12 protein-coding genes and 1 pseudogene are annotated in these 18,283 nt (G+C 41.0%); 1 reads left to right on the forward strand and 12 read right to left on the reverse strand.

Features of this window, described 5'->3' with window-relative positions; genetic code table 11:
- Nucleotides 1–31 precede the first annotated feature (31 nt).
- The 12 genes and pseudogenes from BSR19_RS11955 to BSR19_RS07315 form a co-directional block, all read right to left on the reverse strand.
- Nucleotides 32–2,048 (reverse strand): annotated as a pseudogene (locus BSR19_RS11955) (SP_1767 family glycosyltransferase); the annotation flags it as partial.
- 178 nt (nucleotides 2,049–2,226) lie between these two features.
- The gene (locus BSR19_RS07265) at nucleotides 2,227–3,228 is read right to left on the reverse strand and encodes a sugar transferase (RefSeq protein WP_156246907.1); all 1,002 of its coding nucleotides are present in this window, start codon (nucleotides 3,226–3,228) and stop codon (nucleotides 2,227–2,229) included.
- Nucleotides 3,229–3,263: 35 nt separating this feature from the next.
- The gene (gene asp5, locus BSR19_RS07270; RefSeq protein WP_155212142.1) at nucleotides 3,264–3,488 is read right to left on the reverse strand and encodes an accessory Sec system protein Asp5; all 225 of its coding nucleotides are present in this window, start codon (nucleotides 3,486–3,488) and stop codon (nucleotides 3,264–3,266) included.
- A gap of 4 nt (nucleotides 3,489–3,492) precedes the next feature.
- The gene (asp4, locus tag BSR19_RS07275) at nucleotides 3,493–3,672 is read right to left on the reverse strand and encodes an accessory Sec system protein Asp4 (RefSeq protein WP_002883547.1); all 180 of its coding nucleotides are present in this window, start codon (nucleotides 3,670–3,672) and stop codon (nucleotides 3,493–3,495) included.
- Nucleotides 3,665–5,017, reverse strand: coding sequence for an accessory Sec system glycosylation chaperone GtfB (gtfB, locus tag BSR19_RS07280; RefSeq protein WP_156246908.1), 1,353 nt, complete (start codon nucleotides 5,015–5,017; stop codon nucleotides 3,665–3,667). Before gtfB ends, asp4 begins: the two co-directional genes overlap by 8 nt.
- Entirely contained in the window at nucleotides 5,014–6,522 is a 1,509-nt protein-coding gene (gene gtfA, locus BSR19_RS07285; protein ID WP_156246909.1) for an accessory Sec system glycosyltransferase GtfA, read from the reverse strand. The genes gtfB and gtfA overlap by 4 nt, the downstream gene beginning before the upstream one ends.
- 12 nt (nucleotides 6,523–6,534) lie before the next feature.
- Complete coding sequence (gene secA2 / locus BSR19_RS07290) at nucleotides 6,535–8,910, reverse strand: accessory Sec system translocase SecA2 (protein WP_156246910.1); 2,376 nt, start codon at nucleotides 8,908–8,910, stop codon at nucleotides 6,535–6,537.
- Nucleotides 8,903–9,349 (reverse strand): accessory Sec system protein Asp3, encoded by a 447-nt coding sequence (asp3, locus tag BSR19_RS07295; protein WP_048674049.1) that lies wholly within the window; start codon nucleotides 9,347–9,349, stop codon nucleotides 8,903–8,905. Before asp3 ends, secA2 begins: the two co-directional genes overlap by 8 nt.
- A 2-nt stretch (nucleotides 9,350–9,351) precedes the next feature.
- On the reverse strand, nucleotides 9,352–10,890 hold the full coding sequence (gene asp2, locus BSR19_RS07300) for an accessory Sec system protein Asp2 (protein ID WP_156246911.1): 1,539 nt from the start codon (nucleotides 10,888–10,890) through the stop codon (nucleotides 9,352–9,354).
- Complete coding sequence (gene asp1, locus BSR19_RS07305; protein ID WP_156246912.1) at nucleotides 10,877–12,448, reverse strand: accessory Sec system protein Asp1; 1,572 nt, start codon at nucleotides 12,446–12,448, stop codon at nucleotides 10,877–10,879. The genes asp2 and asp1 overlap by 14 nt, the downstream gene beginning before the upstream one ends.
- 100 nt (nucleotides 12,449–12,548) lie before the next feature.
- A complete protein-coding gene (gene secY2, locus BSR19_RS07310) occupies nucleotides 12,549–13,775 on the reverse strand; it encodes an accessory Sec system protein translocase subunit SecY2 (protein ID WP_002891376.1) in 1,227 nt (408 codons plus the stop codon).
- A 94-nt stretch (nucleotides 13,776–13,869) separates the two neighbouring features.
- Nucleotides 13,870–15,963: a glycosyltransferase gene (locus tag BSR19_RS07315; protein ID WP_156246913.1), complete on the reverse strand. Its 2,094-nt coding sequence runs from the start codon at nucleotides 15,961–15,963 to the stop codon at nucleotides 13,870–13,872.
- Between the two features lie 911 nt (nucleotides 15,964–16,874).
- Between BSR19_RS07315 and BSR19_RS11480 the strand changes: the two genes are divergently transcribed.
- Complete coding sequence (locus BSR19_RS11480) at nucleotides 16,875–18,032, forward strand: hypothetical protein (protein ID WP_197092259.1); 1,158 nt, start codon at nucleotides 16,875–16,877, stop codon at nucleotides 18,030–18,032.
- Nucleotides 18,033–18,283 lie beyond the last annotated feature (251 nt).

Consider the following 18,283-nt stretch of genomic DNA (forward strand, 5'->3'; position numbering starts at 1 on the left):
TCTCAAATAAAAGTATATTTAATTGTTTTTTCTAGTCTAAAACACTACTAATAATTTGTTCGCTGTACTCCTCGTTTTCCATTAGTTCAATTCCTTGATCAAAATTATGCTCCGCAGTATGCTTATGTGAGAGTTTTACTTTTGAAGTTGCCCCCATCTTAAACCACTCATATTCTGAGTCAATATGGCCTAGGTCAATCGCTTGAATCCCTTTTCTGCTTAAATGATAAGCTAAAACCTTAGCTGTGGGTCCAAGCATCAGGAATACTAATTTACCATCAGCATATTTCTCAACTGTTTCTTGAATGTCTTGAATTTTACTGTAGGCATTTCTAGAAGGGCAAATGATACGTTGAACTGACCGAGCATTATTAAAAAGATCATTACCAACTCCTGAACGTGAGTTTTCACCTTCTACAATCAAAATATCTCGTTTATCCCAAAGTTTCTTTAATTTTTCAAAGTGAGCTACTGAGGCAGACTTATCTTTCAGATCCATATAAGGACGAGATATAAAGGTCGAACCATAGAAACTAGCTGTACAAAATCTATGATAGGCTTCTTTATAATGCTCTAAATGCTTTTTCCAAAAATTGACAGCTTCCAGATTGTAGCGTTCCAAGCCTTCAAAAACATCAGAAAGACAAACCAGAAAATCTGGAGAGCTTTCTAATTGGATCATACTTCTAAGCTGTTCTGCCAGTGTTTCATCATAGTCTTGATAAGGAATCCCATGTCCCATCATAATATCCATTTCTCCATCACCATAGCGAATGACAGAAGAATGGTGTTCTAGTATATAATCAAGACTCTGCTGAATATCTATTACTTTCGGATAGGATTGAGTTTTTTTACAGGTAACTCCTCATTTTGACAAAAGGCTTCAATAGCTATAACCATCTCTTCAGGATTCGATTGTCATAAAGGAACTGTCCTTGCTCCCCATGAGCAACACTTTCAAAAGCAAATACTGGTTTCCCAGCTTGTTGAAAACGACCAATGATTCCATCAACTTCGAAGTCAGCATTGATGTCAAGTAAGAAATCACAACGTTCAATCAAACTCTCAACCAAAGAGGGCTGTCCTGCTATATCAGATAGGACGGAAATATTTGGATAGGCCAGTAAAGCTGTAATACTCTCAGCTACCATAACAGGAGCAGCGATATAAAACTTGACATTCGGCAGATTTTCAATCAAGTAGGCCATATTTCTCAAGTCACTTGAGAATGTATAGACTAGGGCTGAATGTTGAATCCCGGTGTACTGCCTCACCTGTTTTTTTGTCAGATAAGAAGTTAGCTCGCTCATGTCTGACCAATCTTGAGCATTATAATACCACCAAACATCTCGATATATAGAGCGTTCGTAAAGTCCCCATGGTTTTCGATTCGTTAGGTAATGAATAATAGGCGGATATGCCCCAGCTTCTGGTCGATAATTCGAAAAATGTGTATGCAAGGTTATGCAGTTATATTTAAAGTCCAAAGCTAACCAACGATCCTTAAATAAGATATTTAAGATACTCTGATTAGTTTGAATAACCTTATCTTGTAATTCATTAGTCATTTCAATCAGCTGCTTACAAACTTCTTCTTGTTTCCACAGACGATTATTAATTAACATTACTCCAGAATTAAAAATATACTCATTAAAATAGTACTGCGCTCCTAAATCTTGGACAGCAGCAAGAGGATAGTCACCTAAATCTATGTCAAATAAAGGAGTTAAGTCTTGATTAACAACCAAGTCACAATCCAAATAAAGCACCGTATTTTCTTCAACAAAATCTGGAATAAAATAACATAGAAAGAGCTCATAATCAATGTTTGTTTTGTATTGATTTATGTGTGTTCTATTTACTCGTGCGTTTACAATTTCACAGTCTAGTTTCTTTAATTTCCTATTAAGATTGTAAAACCATTCTGTCGGAAAATCATTATTAATCAAATAAAAACGAATTCCTCGATTATGACAACATATGGATTTGATCGTGGTTAGAACCATTTCAGCATATTGAAAATTAGCTCCTAATACAATTGATTTCATGATATCATCCTCCATTTTTTGTTCAAACTCTCTAATCCAATCTCTAGATAATACGATTTCTTCATGATTTTGTCAGATTAAATAAATTACTAGTTACTTCAAATAAATAATATATGACTCATATTTCACCACAAGGCCTTGTATATTCTAAAATTACCTTTCGATAATCCTTTTTCTATTAGCTTAATGCCATGATAGCATCGATAAAAAGTTTCTTTGTGAAGTAACCGTTACTAATGAGATAGGCTGTGTGGCGAGCATTAGCCACCATCTGTGCATACTGCTCCTCGGTACATTCTTGAACGCAACGGTCTGCTTCTTCCAGACCTGAAACGACGAAGCCTAGACCATGTTCTTTGATATAGTCTGCATTTGAGAGGTAGTCAGGTACAACAACTGGGAGACCTGCGGCTAAGTAAGTAGAGAGTTTATAAGAGATGTTCATCTTATAGTAGTCAAGCTCGTCCTCTGGTTTTTCCGAATTTCCCCAGACCAGACCAAATCCTCCCTTAGATAGTTCTAGCAAAAGCTCATGTTTATTTCGCCAGCCTTCGAGGTGGACTTTGGAATAATCCTTATCCTCTTGTTTATCTGCGTAGACGTGGAGAGGGGTCGTTTGTTTCCAGTCTAAGATATGTGGGAAACGTGTTGGGTTTCCGGCAAAAATCATTTTCTTTTGGAAAGCAGGCTGGTGCAAGTCCAGACTATGAGGTAAGTCCCAAAGTTTTTGGATGATAACCTTCTCAACTGTTAGCCCTTCCTCAATTAGTCGATCACGCATCTTTTCAGATGGAACAACGACGACATCACAGAGATTGTACATATCAATATAAGAAGACATGAGATAGTAGTTACTATCAAACATGAGAGGCGGGACGTCATGGATAAACATAACGGTCTTAGCATTAACGGCTTTGAATTTACGGAGCAATCGGCTGTCCCACTCACTACCATTCCATGATGGAGACTGGAAGAAAACAATGTCTCCAACACTTAGTCCTGCTACAATCCCATCAAAGCGGGAATTAAGCTCTCCATCTGGCTCTTGACTACTATCATAGAAATAAATTCCTAGTTCATTAGCACCGAGCTCTCTGGCAATCTTCATGGTATCATTTTGGGCAATCAAGGCCACACTGCGTGAGGACTGGCCAAATAAATTTGTAAAATGTACGCGCATGACATACTTCTTTCTATTATATGGTAGGAAGTCCTCTACTTATAAGAAACAATCATAAAAATAAGTAAGAGGATAAAGAGGGCTATGCTGATAGCCAAGGTCAACATTTTTCGAATCGGTTGGCTAGCCCAATAACTTGGTTTACCGATATTACTAGTGGCATCCGTTGAGAAAATCTGCGTTTGACGTGGTTGGATGGTCACTAGGACGATAAGGGTAACCGAAAGAATCACTGCTAGAACCATAAATACTAACATCATAAGACTACCTCAACAAACCAATAAGGGTGAAGATCAAACCGATGATAATAACAAGTCCGAGCATGATTGAAAAGCTCTTGTTGATTTTCTCTCCTCTGGTTTCTTTTTCTTTTGTGATAGGCTTTTGCTTGAGTTCTTCCATACGGCCTTCAACGTCACCGTAGAATAAATCTTTTTTAGACATGATTTCCTCCTAAAAGTGATTGTAAGCGGTCGGCCAACTCAGAAGCAGTCAGAGTATTGGCTTGAGCTTCTTGAACTTGCATGGCCTCTTGCATAGCTTGATTGTCGCTTAGGACCTTCTTAATCTTGGCAACCATAGCTGGATAGTTCTGACTGGCATAGATATGCTCCGGTGCTGTATAGACAGGTCCATGAGCTGTTTCTGAAAAGGCCAGAATCAATAATTGGTGTTCAAAGGCAGTTCGCGTCGCCTTATACAATTCATTATGATGATTGATATCCAAGTAAAGGTCAGACTCTTGATAGAGCTTGTCCAACTGCTTGTGACTAGCGTTTGGATGGAGTACAACGTTTGAATAACGCATCATTGAGAGCAATCTTTGTGACATCTCAGTGACTGCCGCAATCTGGAAGGTCACATCAGGGAGTGACTCAACCAAGGCTTCTAAACGCTCAATTTGGTCTGAATTGGTTGCAATAAAGGCATTACGAGGTTTGCCATGATTTTCCTTGAAGTCATAGGCATAGCCAAGTGACAAGACCTTATGTTTTTTATCCTCAGGCACCAGCGTCAAGGCTTTTTTATAAGTCACCTTATCAGGAATGATGATGGCATTGGCTCTGGCTGAATTATCCTCTAAGATACCATTCATATTACCTGGAAGGACATCACCCAGTGGCTCTTGCCAGACAAGAACATCAGTGGCACCCTTATTTTGCATAGTCCATGAGACGACGAAAGGTGTTGCCAAGCTATTAAAGATAATGTGATCGATATCACCAAAGACCTGAGCTAGGAAGGCTTTAACAAATTCGGTACGGTTGGCGAAACGACGAAGGGCTTGTCCTGGTAGAGTCAAGAGAATATCACTGGTGAGATGATTTTCCAAGATACGTTCGTCACCTTCTTTGGTTTGGTAGCTGGTAAAGACTGCCTGACCGTTCTCATCATGAGTGGTTTTGGCAAAGCAGAAACCGTATTTGTTATAGTGGTCCACTTGGCGAATCTTTCCTGACTTGTCTAACCATTCGACACTTTTAACGATACGAGCCTTGCTACCTTCTGGGTAGGTGATGCGGGCACGTTCTTCGGTAAGATTAGACACACGCGCCATCTGATTGTTCCCTGAAATTTCCCAAAAGGCTGGCACAGGAACTTGGTTGAAAAAGCGTAGTTTGCCAGTTTCCTCTGCTGCTTCCACATAATAGGTAAAAGGAGAGAGAGCGTCTTGAGGGAGAAAACCATCTGGATTGATGACAACTGTTGTGGCATCATAGCCTGCTACCTGAAGTGAGTAAGCTAGATCCTTACTGGCTTGATTGTAGTAATCACATAAGAATATCATGAGCGTACCTCCTCAAGTAACTGTTTCCAAGCTGCCTTGACTTGACTGGTCAAGAAGCCTTTGGCAAGGTCATAAGATTTTTGACGCATGGCTTCGATATTGCCTTTTTCATAGAGACGGACAATGGCATCCTTATAGGACTTGGTGATGACATCCACAACATGATTTTCAGCGACAGGGAGGAGATAACCGTTGACCCCGTCTTCGATAAAGGTTTGATTTCCATAAGGCACATCAAATCCAATCATCGGAAGACCTGAACCAACCGCCTCCATGAGAGTAAGGCCGAAACCTTCACTGGTTGAAGCTGTTAGGTAGACCTCGTACTGGCTATAAATGTCAGTCAAGTCAGCGTGCCCCATGAGTCGGATATAGTCGCCAGCTTGTGCTTCGACAATAATCTCACGCAACTTGGCATCCATACTACCACTACCGTAGATATCAAAAGTGATATCTGGCAGAGTCTTATGAACCTCGATAACCGCACGAACTAACCAGTCAATGTGTTTTTCCTGAGCCAATCGTGAGGCCGTAATCATTGAGAATGGCTTACGTGGTTTGTCCTGCCCGACCAATTCAGGCAGACTTCCAACTGGAATAGTGTAAATCTTTGGATCGTGGTTGGTGTAGCGACGGAACTGCTCTTGAAGAATTTCCTTCTGACGATCAGTTGCCACGATAAAGAAATCAACCTTGTCCGCATTGGTAAACTGGTACTCGTAATAGTTATTCCAGAGAATATAGTTGCCATCAGTTTGATTGACACTAAAATGCTCAGCGTGAACCACTACACCTAGGCGAGCAGCTTGCGCTTCTTCAAAGACCAACTGGCCAATACCTGTTTCACGGTCCAAGATGACCACATCATCCTTGGTTAGGGCTAGACGTTTGAAGAAATAGCGAAGGAATTCTTGCTTACCATAAAGAACCTGATCAGGAAAACGATAGATATCCTGATTATTGTCTCCGACAATCATGTCATAGGCTATAGACCCATCTTCGTTATAAAAACGACGTTGGTAAACCTTGGCTTGATTGTCCTTAGGCGCAGAATACTCACTGCAGTAACGGGTGTAAGAGTAGAAATCCTTGCGCAAGAGCTTGTCGTTGACAAAATAGCTGACTGTTTCCACTGCATCTTCGTCCATCGCACGAAGGTTACATGCCACCACCATATTGTCTTGTGGGTAATAGTAACGAATGAGGCGACCAGCAACTTCCTTGCGCTCAGGATTGGCAGGTAAGATGGTCTCGATTTCCGCTAGGCTAATGGTCGATGGCGCAATCTTGATATCTGTAAAATAGTTATGGAGCCAGATGATTTCATCGTCTGAAAAGCCAATCTTGCTAGTCATATGCTCGATATTATCCCCAAGGATGAGGTCCATAAAAACAAATTTTGCTTCTTGTCCCATTTCCCTGAAAATCTTAGCACGATAGGCCTGAGCATATTCGACACCACTGCTAGCCCAACCTATGCCTAAATTAATGTTATATACTGTCATAATTTCCTTATTTTATGGGAAATGGCTGATGATATCTCCTTTTTTAGTGACTTGCACCTGACTAAGGAGAAGATTACGAACCATATCCTTTCTGATTTGACGTTTCATGGCTTCGAAGCCCTTGTATGCCTCTTGGTAATATTCGACAATAGGGTTCTTTTGACTGAGTTGCTGGCTACCGATAGCCATTTGGAGTTGTTGCAGATAGTCTACCTGCTCTACCCAGTTGTCATCCACAGCCTTAAGCATGGATAGGCGTTGGAAATACTCATTAAGTTCCTTGGTTTTCAACTCCTGCTTCTTAGCATCAAGTTCACGATAGGCAAACTGATAGATGAGTTCCAAGACTTGCTCACGATTGTTGAGGTCTAAATCATTAGGAATTTCATTGATGCGGAAGCTGATATTACGCAAGATGAAATGGTAAAGATTTTCCGCTTTTGAGAAATCTTCCTCAGTCATAGCTTGATCGATGAAATCGTCAAGAACCTCGTCGATAACAGTGTCCAAACCTTGATTGTGGTAGATGAGACGGTCACGTTGTGCGTAAATCATCTCACGTTGGATGTTCATACTTTCTGCAAATTCAAGCGTTTGACGACGTGAGGTACGACCAGAACTCTCACTAGCTTCTTGGGCTTTTTCAACCAATATACGATACTTGCGACCGGTCAGTTCCTTAGGCTCAATGTGATCATTAATGGCGTATTCTTTATAGGTACGGTGAACCCATGATGGACCGTATTTCTTAATCACATCGTCTTCAAGTGAGACGTAGAATTTAGACATACCAGGGTCTCCCTGACGTCCAGAACGGCCACGAATTTGCAAGTCAATACGTTGACTTTCCATACGTTCCGTACCGATTACGACCAATCCACCCAGTTCAGCTACGCCCTTGCCGAGCTTGATATCTGTTCCACGTCCAGCCATTGAAGTCGCAACTGTCACGGCACCCATTTGTCCTGACTCAGCGATCATCTCAGCCTCTCGAGGTGCATTGTTGGCATTTAGGAGGTTATGAGCAATCCCCTCACGCAAAAGTAAAGAAGAATAAAGCTCTGACATTTCCACCGAACCAACGAAAATCAAGATCGGATTGCCTTTTTCATGATAATGCTTAACATACTCTAAAGAAGCAAAGACCTTCTCTGGCAGAGTCGCATAAATCTTATCTGGATAGTCGATACGTTGTTTCTTACGGTTGGTTGGAATTTGAATGACCTTCATACCATAGGTATCGAGAAATTCTTTTTCCGCAACCTTACCAGTACCAGTCATCCCTGAAATTTTCTTGAATTTTTTAAAGAGACTTTGGTAGGTGATAGAAGCCATGGCTCTGGTTTCTTGTGACAAGGCCACTAATTCCTTGGCTTCGATGGCTTGGTGGAGTCCACCTTGGAGCTTGGTCAATTCCAAGAGACGACCTGTCGATTTATCAAGAAGGACCACTTCTGGCCCCTTCTTGCCATCACGAATGATGTAATCCTTGTCTTTTTTATAGAGCAAGTGGGCACGAAGTGAAAAGAGCAAATGACGGGCAAAGGTACTATTTTCCTCATCGTAGAGGTTGCCGATACCGAGGTAATTTTCAGCAGCCTTGGCACCCTTAGTGGTCAACCAAACTTCACTTTTTTCCTCTTTGAAGATGTAGTCTTCACCCTCGACCAAGGTGGTCATGAGTGTATCCATCATTCCATAGTAGTTGGACTGAACACGGGGCGCACCAGAAATAATCAAGGGCGTCTGGGCACTATCAAGAAGGACCGAGTCAACCTCATCGACGATAGCATAATTAAAAGGACGCATGTATTTCCCGTCTTGGTTAGAAGCAAGGTTATCAATCAAATAGTCAAAACCTAGACTGGCATTGGTCGTGTAAACGATATCTGATTGATAGATGGCACGCTTTTCAGCTGGTTCCATCTCATTACTGCCTTCCACACAAGGCACACCAATCGTCAAACCTAGGAACTCATAGACCTGACCCATTTCTTCGGCGTCACGGATAGCCAAATATTCATTGGTCGTAACGAGGATAGCCCCTTCACCTGACAAGGCATTAAGGTAGACTGGCATGGTTGCCGTCAAAGTCTTACCCTCACCGGTATTCATCTCAGCGATATGGCCCTGGTGCATGACAATGCCCCCCATGACCTGAACATCATAAGGAAACATGCCTAGCACTCGCTTATCTGCTTCACGAACAACCGCAAAAGCTTCTGGCAGGAGGTCGTCCAAGCTTTCTCCTTGGGCTAAACGCTCCTTAAATTCCTGCGTTTTATTTTTCAACTCAAGGTTGCTCAGACCGGCCATTTCATCGGCTAGGCCGTTGATTTCCTTGAGTATCTCCTTAACAGGGAGAATAGGATTCAGTTGTTTAAACATGTTCTTCTCCTGTTTCTTCCAGTTTTAAGCTGTAGAAATCCAGCTCTTTGACCCCAGCACTCAAGAGAGAAATACGATAGGTATAGGCATCATGAGGGTAAATAAAGGTCATGTGGGTACTTTTTTCAATAAGCTGTTTGATTTCATTGTCATAACGGTCCAAAAAGCTGACTTTCAAAAAGACTGAGCCAGTTGGGACGGCTTCGAGATTGGCCGTCAAGTCGTAGCTATGCCCTTTTTTCAAAAGTGGGAGGGCAGGCTGGGTACGAGCAGCTTGATAGTTTTGGATGGCCATCCAAGACTGGATTTCCGTTCCTGATGGCACCAAAGGATTGTAAAATTGCACAGAACCATCTTGGCGCTTAACAATTTTTGAGCCATACATGTAGGCTTTGTGGTTTAAGCCCCACAAGATTTCTGATTTCTTGTTTCTGAACATTCTTACTCCTTCCTTCCAAAATCATTTTCTAAAATCATACGGTAAAAATTGACAAACCAAGTTGTCGCCGTATATGAATCATCGTTGTGTCGACCTGATGTTCCCTTGCTGAGAATCTTAGCCCCTGAATAATAGAGGGACTTGGTAATATCCTCATAGGCCGTTGGATCCATATCCTCGTCTTTCATGTAAGAAAGACCAAAGGTCGTGTTTGAAAAATCTGCTTTTTCAAACTTATTCCAGAACTTCTGATTAAGGGCCTCAACCCCCTCATTATCCAAGCGTCCTGTCTGCAAATACAAGACATCAATTCCTGTCGGGAAAACCTCTGGTGCCAAAAGTCTAGCACGATTACCGATAGTTCCAACATTGGCTAGGGGTTTAGACATGATGATGGCATGAGGTTCAAAGTCCGCACCATAGTACATAGATGGAAAGGTTCCCATGGACATTCCAGAGAGAATGAGTTGACTATTGTCAAAACCTAGATAGTCCAAGTAATGTTGGATGGTGTCCTTGATACTATTTTCAAGCTCTTCAGTTCCCATGTAGAAGGCTCCCCCTTGGAGACGAGGGTCTGAAAAGAGCAGGAATGGTGTTCCCATCCCTTTCATCATTCCGAAACCTTCGAAACCTTCGGCAGGACGGAAACCTGAGAAGTAAACAGACAAAGGTGGCTTGAAATCCCCAGGATAAAAGAAATAGTTGATTTCCTGACGCTTGCTGTCGTGGAGAATACCACCACCAAGTACAAATTTACCGAATTGGAAACGGGTCAAACGTTGGTGGAGACCACCAATTGTAATCTGACCTTTGCCCTTCATTTCAAGACTAGCAGCCAAGAGGAAGGTCATGTCCTCATCAAGGACAATGGCCCCCTTGCGCATTTCTTCTTCTGAAACGATATAGGTCTTAAAAATACCTGCGACCGAACCTTCTGGCAAAAGATTGAGAATCAAACGACACTCGCAAGTCTCCTCTTTTTCAAATTCCAACCAAAGCTCGATAGGATTTTCCTTGCTGGCTCTGACATTATAGGTCCAGTCCAAGACAGGACTAAAATCTTGACCATAATCACCTTTTAAAATGACATTTTCATGACCGTGGTAGGTCACCTCACCAGTAAAATTTGGGTTAACCTGGGTAGTGAAAGGAAACATCTTATCCCCGTATTGGCCTGAAAAGAGTGCTTTTGAAAGGGTAAAGAGCAACTGTCCTTGATTTGAAAAATCAGTCGGCACAGCACACATTTCCTTGATGAACTGAGCAAGTATCTCATCCGACACTTCAATCGTTTGATCAAAGAAAATAGCATGAGGAATCAAATGCTCTTTAATAGCCATCAATTCCTCAAGACCGGCAAGACTGTCCACTATAACAGCTGTGAAAGTCTTGATTTCGTCTTCTTCGATGGTTTCTTGTAAGGTCTCAAGCTGACCAAGATTGCAATAATACCATTTCATATTTTCAGGAATTTCCTGATTTTCTGACCAGTTGGATGATCCAACTTGTAGTATCTTCAGACGATTATCCTTGGTCATTCTGCTCCTCCTTCAACCAATCTTCCCATTTTTGCACCAAACGGTCTCCTGTATTTTCCTTAATTTTCTCAATAGAGTAGATAAGGGAGCGGTTCCAGTTGTTCAACTGTCCCAAATAGTAGTAAGCCCCTTTTTCAAAATCGGACAAGTGCTTCAAGATATAACCATTCTCTTGGTGGGTCACATACTCAGACGCCACACGGTTAATTTGTGGAATACCAGCACTAATTCCAGCAATCTGTGTATAACGATTAGGTTCTTTGCTCAAGTCGACAATGAGTCGTGTAAACTGAAGGGCCTTAATAAGGGCAGTCTCGTCACGCAGGTCTTGGAAAGAAAATCGGCTGACGATTTCATTATTTTCTTCCAATTTATTTTCTGCACCACTACTTTCGACAACCTCTTCAAAGGCATCTGGACTCAATCGTTCTTCAATCATTTTTTCCACTTGATTTTGCAGGCTACCAAGTTGCTCTGGATTGGCATTGAATGCTCCAAATTCAACCTGTGTCTTAGGATACTTAGCCACAAAAGCCAAGACCTGATAAATAGCCTCTAAATCCAACTGATCGAAGTCAACCTGATAAAAGATTTTAGACTCTTTGACACGTTGACTGGTTCCCAAAGCCAAACGGGTATCGAAAGAAGCCATGTGTTTGAGTTTCTTAGCCTCTTCTGGATAGGCAACCTGAAGCTGCTCCAAGTAATCGTAACGGTCAGCAATCAACAAGTCCACTTGTGGCAGAAAGCCTGCATAGGTGTCAATACTATCGTCCTGATTACGTTCTGCGAACCAAGTCAAAATCTTAGTATTAGCTGCTGGCAAATGTTTAAAGAGGTGCTTGTTATGGCGTAGATCTGAGGCAATAACAAAACGGTCCTCTGCTTCTACCTTTTCGTCCAAGAATTTAGTCAAAAATTCCCAGATAACTTCTGAAAGATCACCGTAGTAACTCTTATTAAAACGACCTTCCGTACGAGGGTTGGCTACAATTCCACGGCCATCAAAGAAATGACAGAGTTGCCAGACTCCCTTGGCATTAAGATAGTTTCGATAGCTTGGTTGTCCACCTTCATAATAAAGACTACTTGAGATAAAACCGCGGTCATCGTAGATGTCTTCGCGAATGATTTGCTCATCCTTATAGTAGCGAATCATGCCAATAAAGCCTTCTGAGCCAAACTCAATCTCGGCATAACGCTTGTGTTGGCATTGCACCACGATAGCAAATGGTGTGTGAACAAAGGTAGCCCCTTCTGGCCATTCCAAATCTGTCACCTGAAGATTTTTCATATCTTCATCAGTGATACCCTGAATCAAGTCAAAAATAGCTGTATAGCCAACTTCCAATACATCATGACGATGCAAGAAATAACGCAAATGTGGTTGGTAGGCCAAAAGCAAAAGCTGAGGGGCTAAGTCCTCATCCTGAAAGATACGAACTTGGTGCAAGCTGTCATCAAATTCAATTTTTTGGCGGATACGGTACCAAGGATCAATGACCGTCTTCCAAAATTCATCCGTCTGTCCATACCAAGCTGGAATAAAATAATACATGAGTTCTCCTTCATTGTCTTTTCATCACAATACTTGAGATTGAGGGGCAGACCGATCAGACATCACCAGCCTGCCTCTCAACCCCACGAGGGGTGAGAGTTTATACATTTTCAAAAAGTGGGGTGTAGGAAGTGTTAAGCTTCAAGGCTTTCATTTCCTCGTTAACATTGTAAATCATACCGCTAAAAATCAAGAATGTCCCAGGAATCATACTCAGTTGTAGGTAATCTGGATTGACCAAGATAATCAGCATTGGAGCACCTGCCATAAAGAGCATATAAAGGGCACCGATAAAACCAAGTCTAAGCACCAAATGGTTGATATAAGCACTAGTTTCTTGGCCTGGATAAACACCGTAGATATACTCACCTGACTTGCGCATTCGCTCAGAGATTTGCTCACCAGAGACATTAACGAAGGCAAAGGCTAACCCTAAAACGAAGAGCATGATCAGATAAACGACCAACCAAAGAGGTTGACCGACTGTCAAAGCCTTGATGGCACCACTAGTCCACTTGCTTTCAGGATGGATAAATTGAATCAGCATAAAAACATACTGCGGAATACTAACCAGCGACATGGCATACATGAAAGGCATCCCTCCGGCTGGATTCAACATAATATCCAAGTAAGAATACTGTTTAAAGCGGTTATGAATATTGATTTTATTGATTGAGATACGGTATCTAGCCCTCTGCACAACCCCTGAAATATAGAGGAAGACCAAACTGAATAGAATCAGAGGAAGCAAGACATCCCAACCGATACCTAACTTTTCAATACTATCCATGATTTGATAGGGCAGATTGGCCATCATACTTGCCATCAAGATAACAATGGAGCCTCCAATCCCAAAGAGAGAGTTGAGGTCTGATAGCCAAACCAAGAAGAAGGTCCCGGCAATTAATAAAATGGTATTCATGAAAATAGCGAGACTAGCATTAACCCCTGAAACGATAGGTAAATTCAAGGATACTGCCAAAGATTGAACAATGGCAATCCCTAGGGCCAAATACATGCGTCTACGGTCCTGAATCTCAATGGGAAGATTTTTCAAGCCCATTTTCTTAGAGAAAGAAAACATCTGCCAGAGAATCATGGCCGACATCCAGGGCGACAAGCCCACTGAAAATAGAGACATGGACCTGAGGTTTCCCCCCATCATGGCACTAGAGAAAGCCAAGGAACCTATGGCTCCCCCAAAGATATTTGCATTTTTCAAATCCACAAACGGTAGAACCAATTGATTTCCCAAACAATAAATAAAGAGGAAAAAGAGGGTCCATAAGACACGTTTGGTGATTATCGATTGACTAATTTTTTTCACTATTACTCCTATTTCCTGCCCATAGACAGGCTGATGTTATTTCGATTGAAACGAGACAGAGACGCCATTTCAGCCTACTTATCCAAGCAAAGGATTACAGACTCTTCTTGCGCATTTGGCGAATGGTCTCAGCCATCTCTTTCCAACGATCTCTTGAGTAGGTTTGTTGATTATGCTTGGTTGACTTGAGGTCCTCAAACCCTAGAATCGGTTTATTTTCAAACCTAAAGGCATCAAGAATCTCCACTACCTTTCTTCCTGGATTGATATCCAAAAGCAAGTCACTGGTCCGCACCAATTCCAAATCCAGCCCATTTAAGCCCGCAATGGCTGAGTAGACCGTCACATTTGGATAGGTAATCAATTGGGCCAGTTTATCTGTCACATGCTGGCGAGAAGCAATTTTAAACTGTACCTTAGGAAGAGCCGAGATAAGATCCGTCAAATGCGGAATTTCTGAAATGTTGGTGTAGACCAAACAAGTGAATGGACGGCCCTTAGGATAAATCATGTCCTCTGAAAGTGGCGACAAAGCAGCATTTTCAGCGACTCCTGACCAATCCATTTGAGCATAGAACCACCAGACCTCACGATAGGCTTGGCAGGCTAAAGGCAACCAAGGCTTACGATGTGAGGCATAATGCAGAACTTTAGGATAGTCTTGACCATTTGGCAAATGGAAGCCAGCTAGACTAGACTTGGTGACCGCATAGTTGTTATCAAAAGACAAGGGCAACCAGTTGTTGCGGAAGACCATGTTTAGAATGGACTGCTCCGCAAATGGAACCTTATCATGCCATTCGCTAGTCATGTCAATCAAGTGGCGTCTCATGTTGTACTGCTTCCAATAAGCTGTATCAATCACCATGAAACCTGCATCAAACATTGCCTGACGGTCCTGAACCTGAATGGCATAATCACGCACAGCAGCCAAAGGACGCCCCTTCAAATCAAGGGTAAAGAGGTCCTCTAGGGAACCTGTAACCACCATGTCACTATCCAAATAGAGGGCTCGTTCCTCAGATACAAAGTCCGCCACAAAATAGCGAAGATAACTAGCATAATTGCTATCGGTCTTGTATTGCTTAATCTGACTACTATCCACACGACAGTTAATCACTTCACTACCAAAGGCAGCCAGATGACGGTTAAGTCCTCTAAACCACTCTTGAGAAAAATCATCGTTAATCAAGTAAAAACGAATGTTGCGATGATGGAAAACGATAGATTTGATGGTCGTAAGCACTTGGTCAACATAGGCATAATTGGCTGCTAGAACAATGGCACGCTTCTTAGTCTCATAACGTTGAGGAGCCAAGCTCAAGACCTGAAATTTCTCCTGAATGGAGCGGTAGGCATCAGAATCTGTGAGACCTTGCTCCTCTACATTTTTCAAGCAAGCCTCCAGCATCTGACGGTAGGTAACCATGTATTTTTCCAGAGGGAAACCATGGCTAGCAACAATAGCCAAGCGCTCCTCCATGGCATAAACCAAGGTCATCATCCAATCTTGCATCCAAGTCGCTGATGGCATCTCTGGACTCTCACGGTAAACATAAAGCCCCTTATTGAGATAAACCGTACGCTCACTCATGAGATAGGCTTTAAGGTTGAAAAAGCCATCTTCTCCTGCATGCTCTTTTGGGAAAAGCAAGTCATTAAACAAGGAACGTTTGTAGAGTTTACCTGTCGCAGAAATCAGAGCGATGTTGATGTTATTGGTTTCTTCAAAGAGCCCATCAATAATCTGAGCGGGTGAATACGCCTGCTCATAATAATCTTCATCCTTGATGTAAAAATAAAAGCGATCTTCCGATTCCTTATAAACACTGTAATTGGCGACTGCGATATCCGCTTTGTGAGCCTGAAGTGCCTGATAAAGCTCCTCCAGATAAGTTGGCTCTACCCAATCCTCAGCATCCACGTAGGTAACGTAAGCTCCCTTAGCCTGACGAATACCAATATGGCGAGCATCTGAAAGCCCTCCATTATCCTTTTTGAAATAGAGAATGCGAGAATCCCTAGCAGCATAGCTACGGCAAATGGCATCACTGTCATCTATTGAGCCATAATTGATAAGGATGATTTCAAGATTTTGATAGGTCTGCCCCAGGACACTGTCTAGACAGGTCTGGAGTTGATTTTCCACATTGTAAACGGGAATAATTACGGAAATTTTTTCTGTCATTTTCTTACTTTTCTAGCTGTGATATTTTTCTTGTCTCAAAAAGTCATAATACAATAGGACTATCAAAAAATGTTTATAACTGCTTTCATTGTCACACAAGATCTGAAATCCCAGTACACTTCATATCGTTTTCCTTATTTTTTCGAGACTTAACAACATTAAATTATACCATAATATCACTTAATTTTCTAATAGATTAAATCTATTCCAAATTAGATTACTTTTATTTCAAAAACCGACAGTTAAGAAGTCTAGCGTGAGAACTGATGGTTTGCTCTTGGTCTGAGAGGCTCTTCTATCAATCCAAACCTGAACTTCTTCAAATTTATGATTCACATTTTATAGTCCAAATTAGTATGTCGGTAGGATGTCATTAAACTACCATCACTCTTAAAGTAATTCATATATGTGAAACTCAGAAGCACAATCAAGTCATTCAATGAAAAGAAAAACGATAAAACTACTACAACGAGGTTTATAAAAATAAACTTTTTCGGGGATTAAACTTAGTTTTATCTAAGTAAGATATATCTCGTAGAAGCTAATAACACCTAATCTCACCCTCATCAAAATCGGCATCATTTTACAAAAATATTCATTTAGTACTCTAAATTAGACATTTTAGTCTCCTAATAGCCTTAAATTATTAAATAAAATTATCACATCGATTTTTATTAATTTTTTTGATTATAAAAACATTATTAGATAAAAAATGGATATCATGAGTTCTATAGAAGGATATAAGAAGAAAACAATATTGATAAATATGTTAACTAAATATTACTGTTATGTTTTTTATAAAGCATTATCAATTGCTTCTTATCGAGAAAAAACCTCCTAAACACATTCTCTAATTTTTTGACATTTATTATCAGGGCATGATATAATTAGTGTACATCAAGGAGGAATTAATAAACATGAATAAGAAATTACACGCTACAATTGGTCTTAGTGCTGCAATTTTAGCACTTGGTCTATCATCTTCTGCACTTGCAGATGAACAAGAATTGCCAGTAAACCTTCCCACTACAGAGGCTCTTGATAACACTTCTTTTGAAAACCTAGTTGTTGAAAACATCCCTGCTTCAGCCGTTGATGTCAATCTAGCTAACGAATTAGTAAACACAGCTACTACTGCTAATCCTGCCACTGAGGTTAACTCGGATAACACTGCTGTCCTTATTGAGGAAGTAACTGCACCTGCAAATACTCCTACACCAGCAATTGAAAATACAACTCCTGTAAATTTTGAAGAATCAAATTCAGTTGTAAACACACCAACAGTTGATGAACGCGTGTCAGAAGTACGTATCCATCACATCCGTCGAACAACTGAAGCAAGTTACTCACAATTCAGCTCTCAAAAAGATGTGCTTTACGCAACGATTAAAACTCCTGCTTTCACTGAATACGACACAGCTGCTTTTGCGCCAGCAACGGTTACCGATGAAAACGGAAAAACATGGTATTTTGCTAAATACGACGACATGGTGCTTAACAATAAGAGTAATTACGGCGCACCTAAAAAAGGGATTGCTTCAAGTCCTATTATTGATGTTACCTACTTCTACGATGATGTTGACCTTGCGCCAACTGTCGCGCAACAGGCCCGTTTTGTCGATAATAAGGGACAGGAAATTGCTCCAATCCAAGTCAACATGGTTAGACGTGATATTGATTTAGCTTACTATGCCTATTTCCCGACTGCTCCTAAAACAATCCAGGCAAATGGTAAAACATATGAGCTACAATTAATTGATGACCAAGAAATTAAGTCACACAAAATTCGTATCTCAAATACTGTGACAATCACTTATATTTACAAGGAAGTGACTGAAGGAACAGCTGAAAAACCTGTAACACCAGTTACACCAACAAGTGCTAAAAAACTTCGTCTTCCTAAAGGCAATAACGGTGCGAAAACACGTATCCCTGTTAACTACAAACACCAAACAAATTCTTCAAACCAAGGAACTACAAAATTACGTCTCCCTAAAGGGAATAATGGTGTTAAAACTCGTGTACCGGCTAAAAAGAACACTCCTATTCTTGCAGTAGACTACCTATAAGCAATGAAAAAAACAAATTCCTAAGAAGTATAACTTCTTAGGAATTTTCTTGCTTTAAGAAATAATATAACAAAAAACGTTTTCTATAAGAAGAAACTCAGTTTCCACTAAAAATAGCTTGAATTAAATCGTCAACAAGTAGGATTCTACAGACTTGGGGAACTATTGCCTATTGAACATTTTCTAAGATAGTTATTCCTCAGATAATAGACTCCTGTTAAAGGATATATCTTTTGATTCTCGTTAATTGA

The organism is Streptococcus salivarius (assembly GCF_009738225.1).
In the GTDB taxonomy this organism is placed as follows: domain Bacteria; phylum Bacillota; class Bacilli; order Lactobacillales; family Streptococcaceae; genus Streptococcus.

Excerpts from the sequence above, each read along its gene's own strand:
- BSR19_RS07315 (WP_156246913.1), bottom strand. The coding sequence starts at position 15,963 with ATGACAGAAAAAATTTCCGTAATTATTCCCGTTTACAATGTGGAAAAT.
- asp5 (WP_155212142.1), bottom strand. The coding sequence starts at position 3,488 with ATGATGTTAGTATTTATGGTTCTAGCAGTGATTCTTTCGGTTACCCTT.
- asp2 (WP_156246911.1), bottom strand. The coding sequence starts at position 10,890 with ATGACCAAGGATAATCGTCTGAAGATACTACAAGTTGGATCATCCAAC.
- asp4 (WP_002883547.1), bottom strand. The coding sequence starts at position 3,672 with ATGTCTAAAAAAGATTTATTCTACGGTGACGTTGAAGGCCGTATGGAA.
- gtfA (WP_156246909.1), bottom strand. The coding sequence starts at position 6,522 with ATGACAGTATATAACATTAATTTAGGCATAGGTTGGGCTAGCAGTGGT.
- gtfB (WP_156246908.1), bottom strand. The coding sequence starts at position 5,017 with ATGATATTCTTATGTGATTACTACAATCAAGCCAGTAAGGATCTAGCT.
- asp3 (WP_048674049.1), bottom strand. The coding sequence starts at position 9,349 with ATGTTCAGAAACAAGAAATCAGAAATCTTGTGGGGCTTAAACCACAAA.
- secA2 (WP_156246910.1), bottom strand. The coding sequence starts at position 8,910 with ATGTTTAAACAACTGAATCCTATTCTCCCTGTTAAGGAGATACTCAAG.
- BSR19_RS07265 (WP_156246907.1), bottom strand. The coding sequence starts at position 3,228 with ATGCGCGTACATTTTACAAATTTATTTGGCCAGTCCTCACGCAGTGTG.
- asp1 (WP_156246912.1), bottom strand. The coding sequence starts at position 12,448 with ATGTATTATTTTATTCCAGCTTGGTATGGACAGACGGATGAATTTTGG.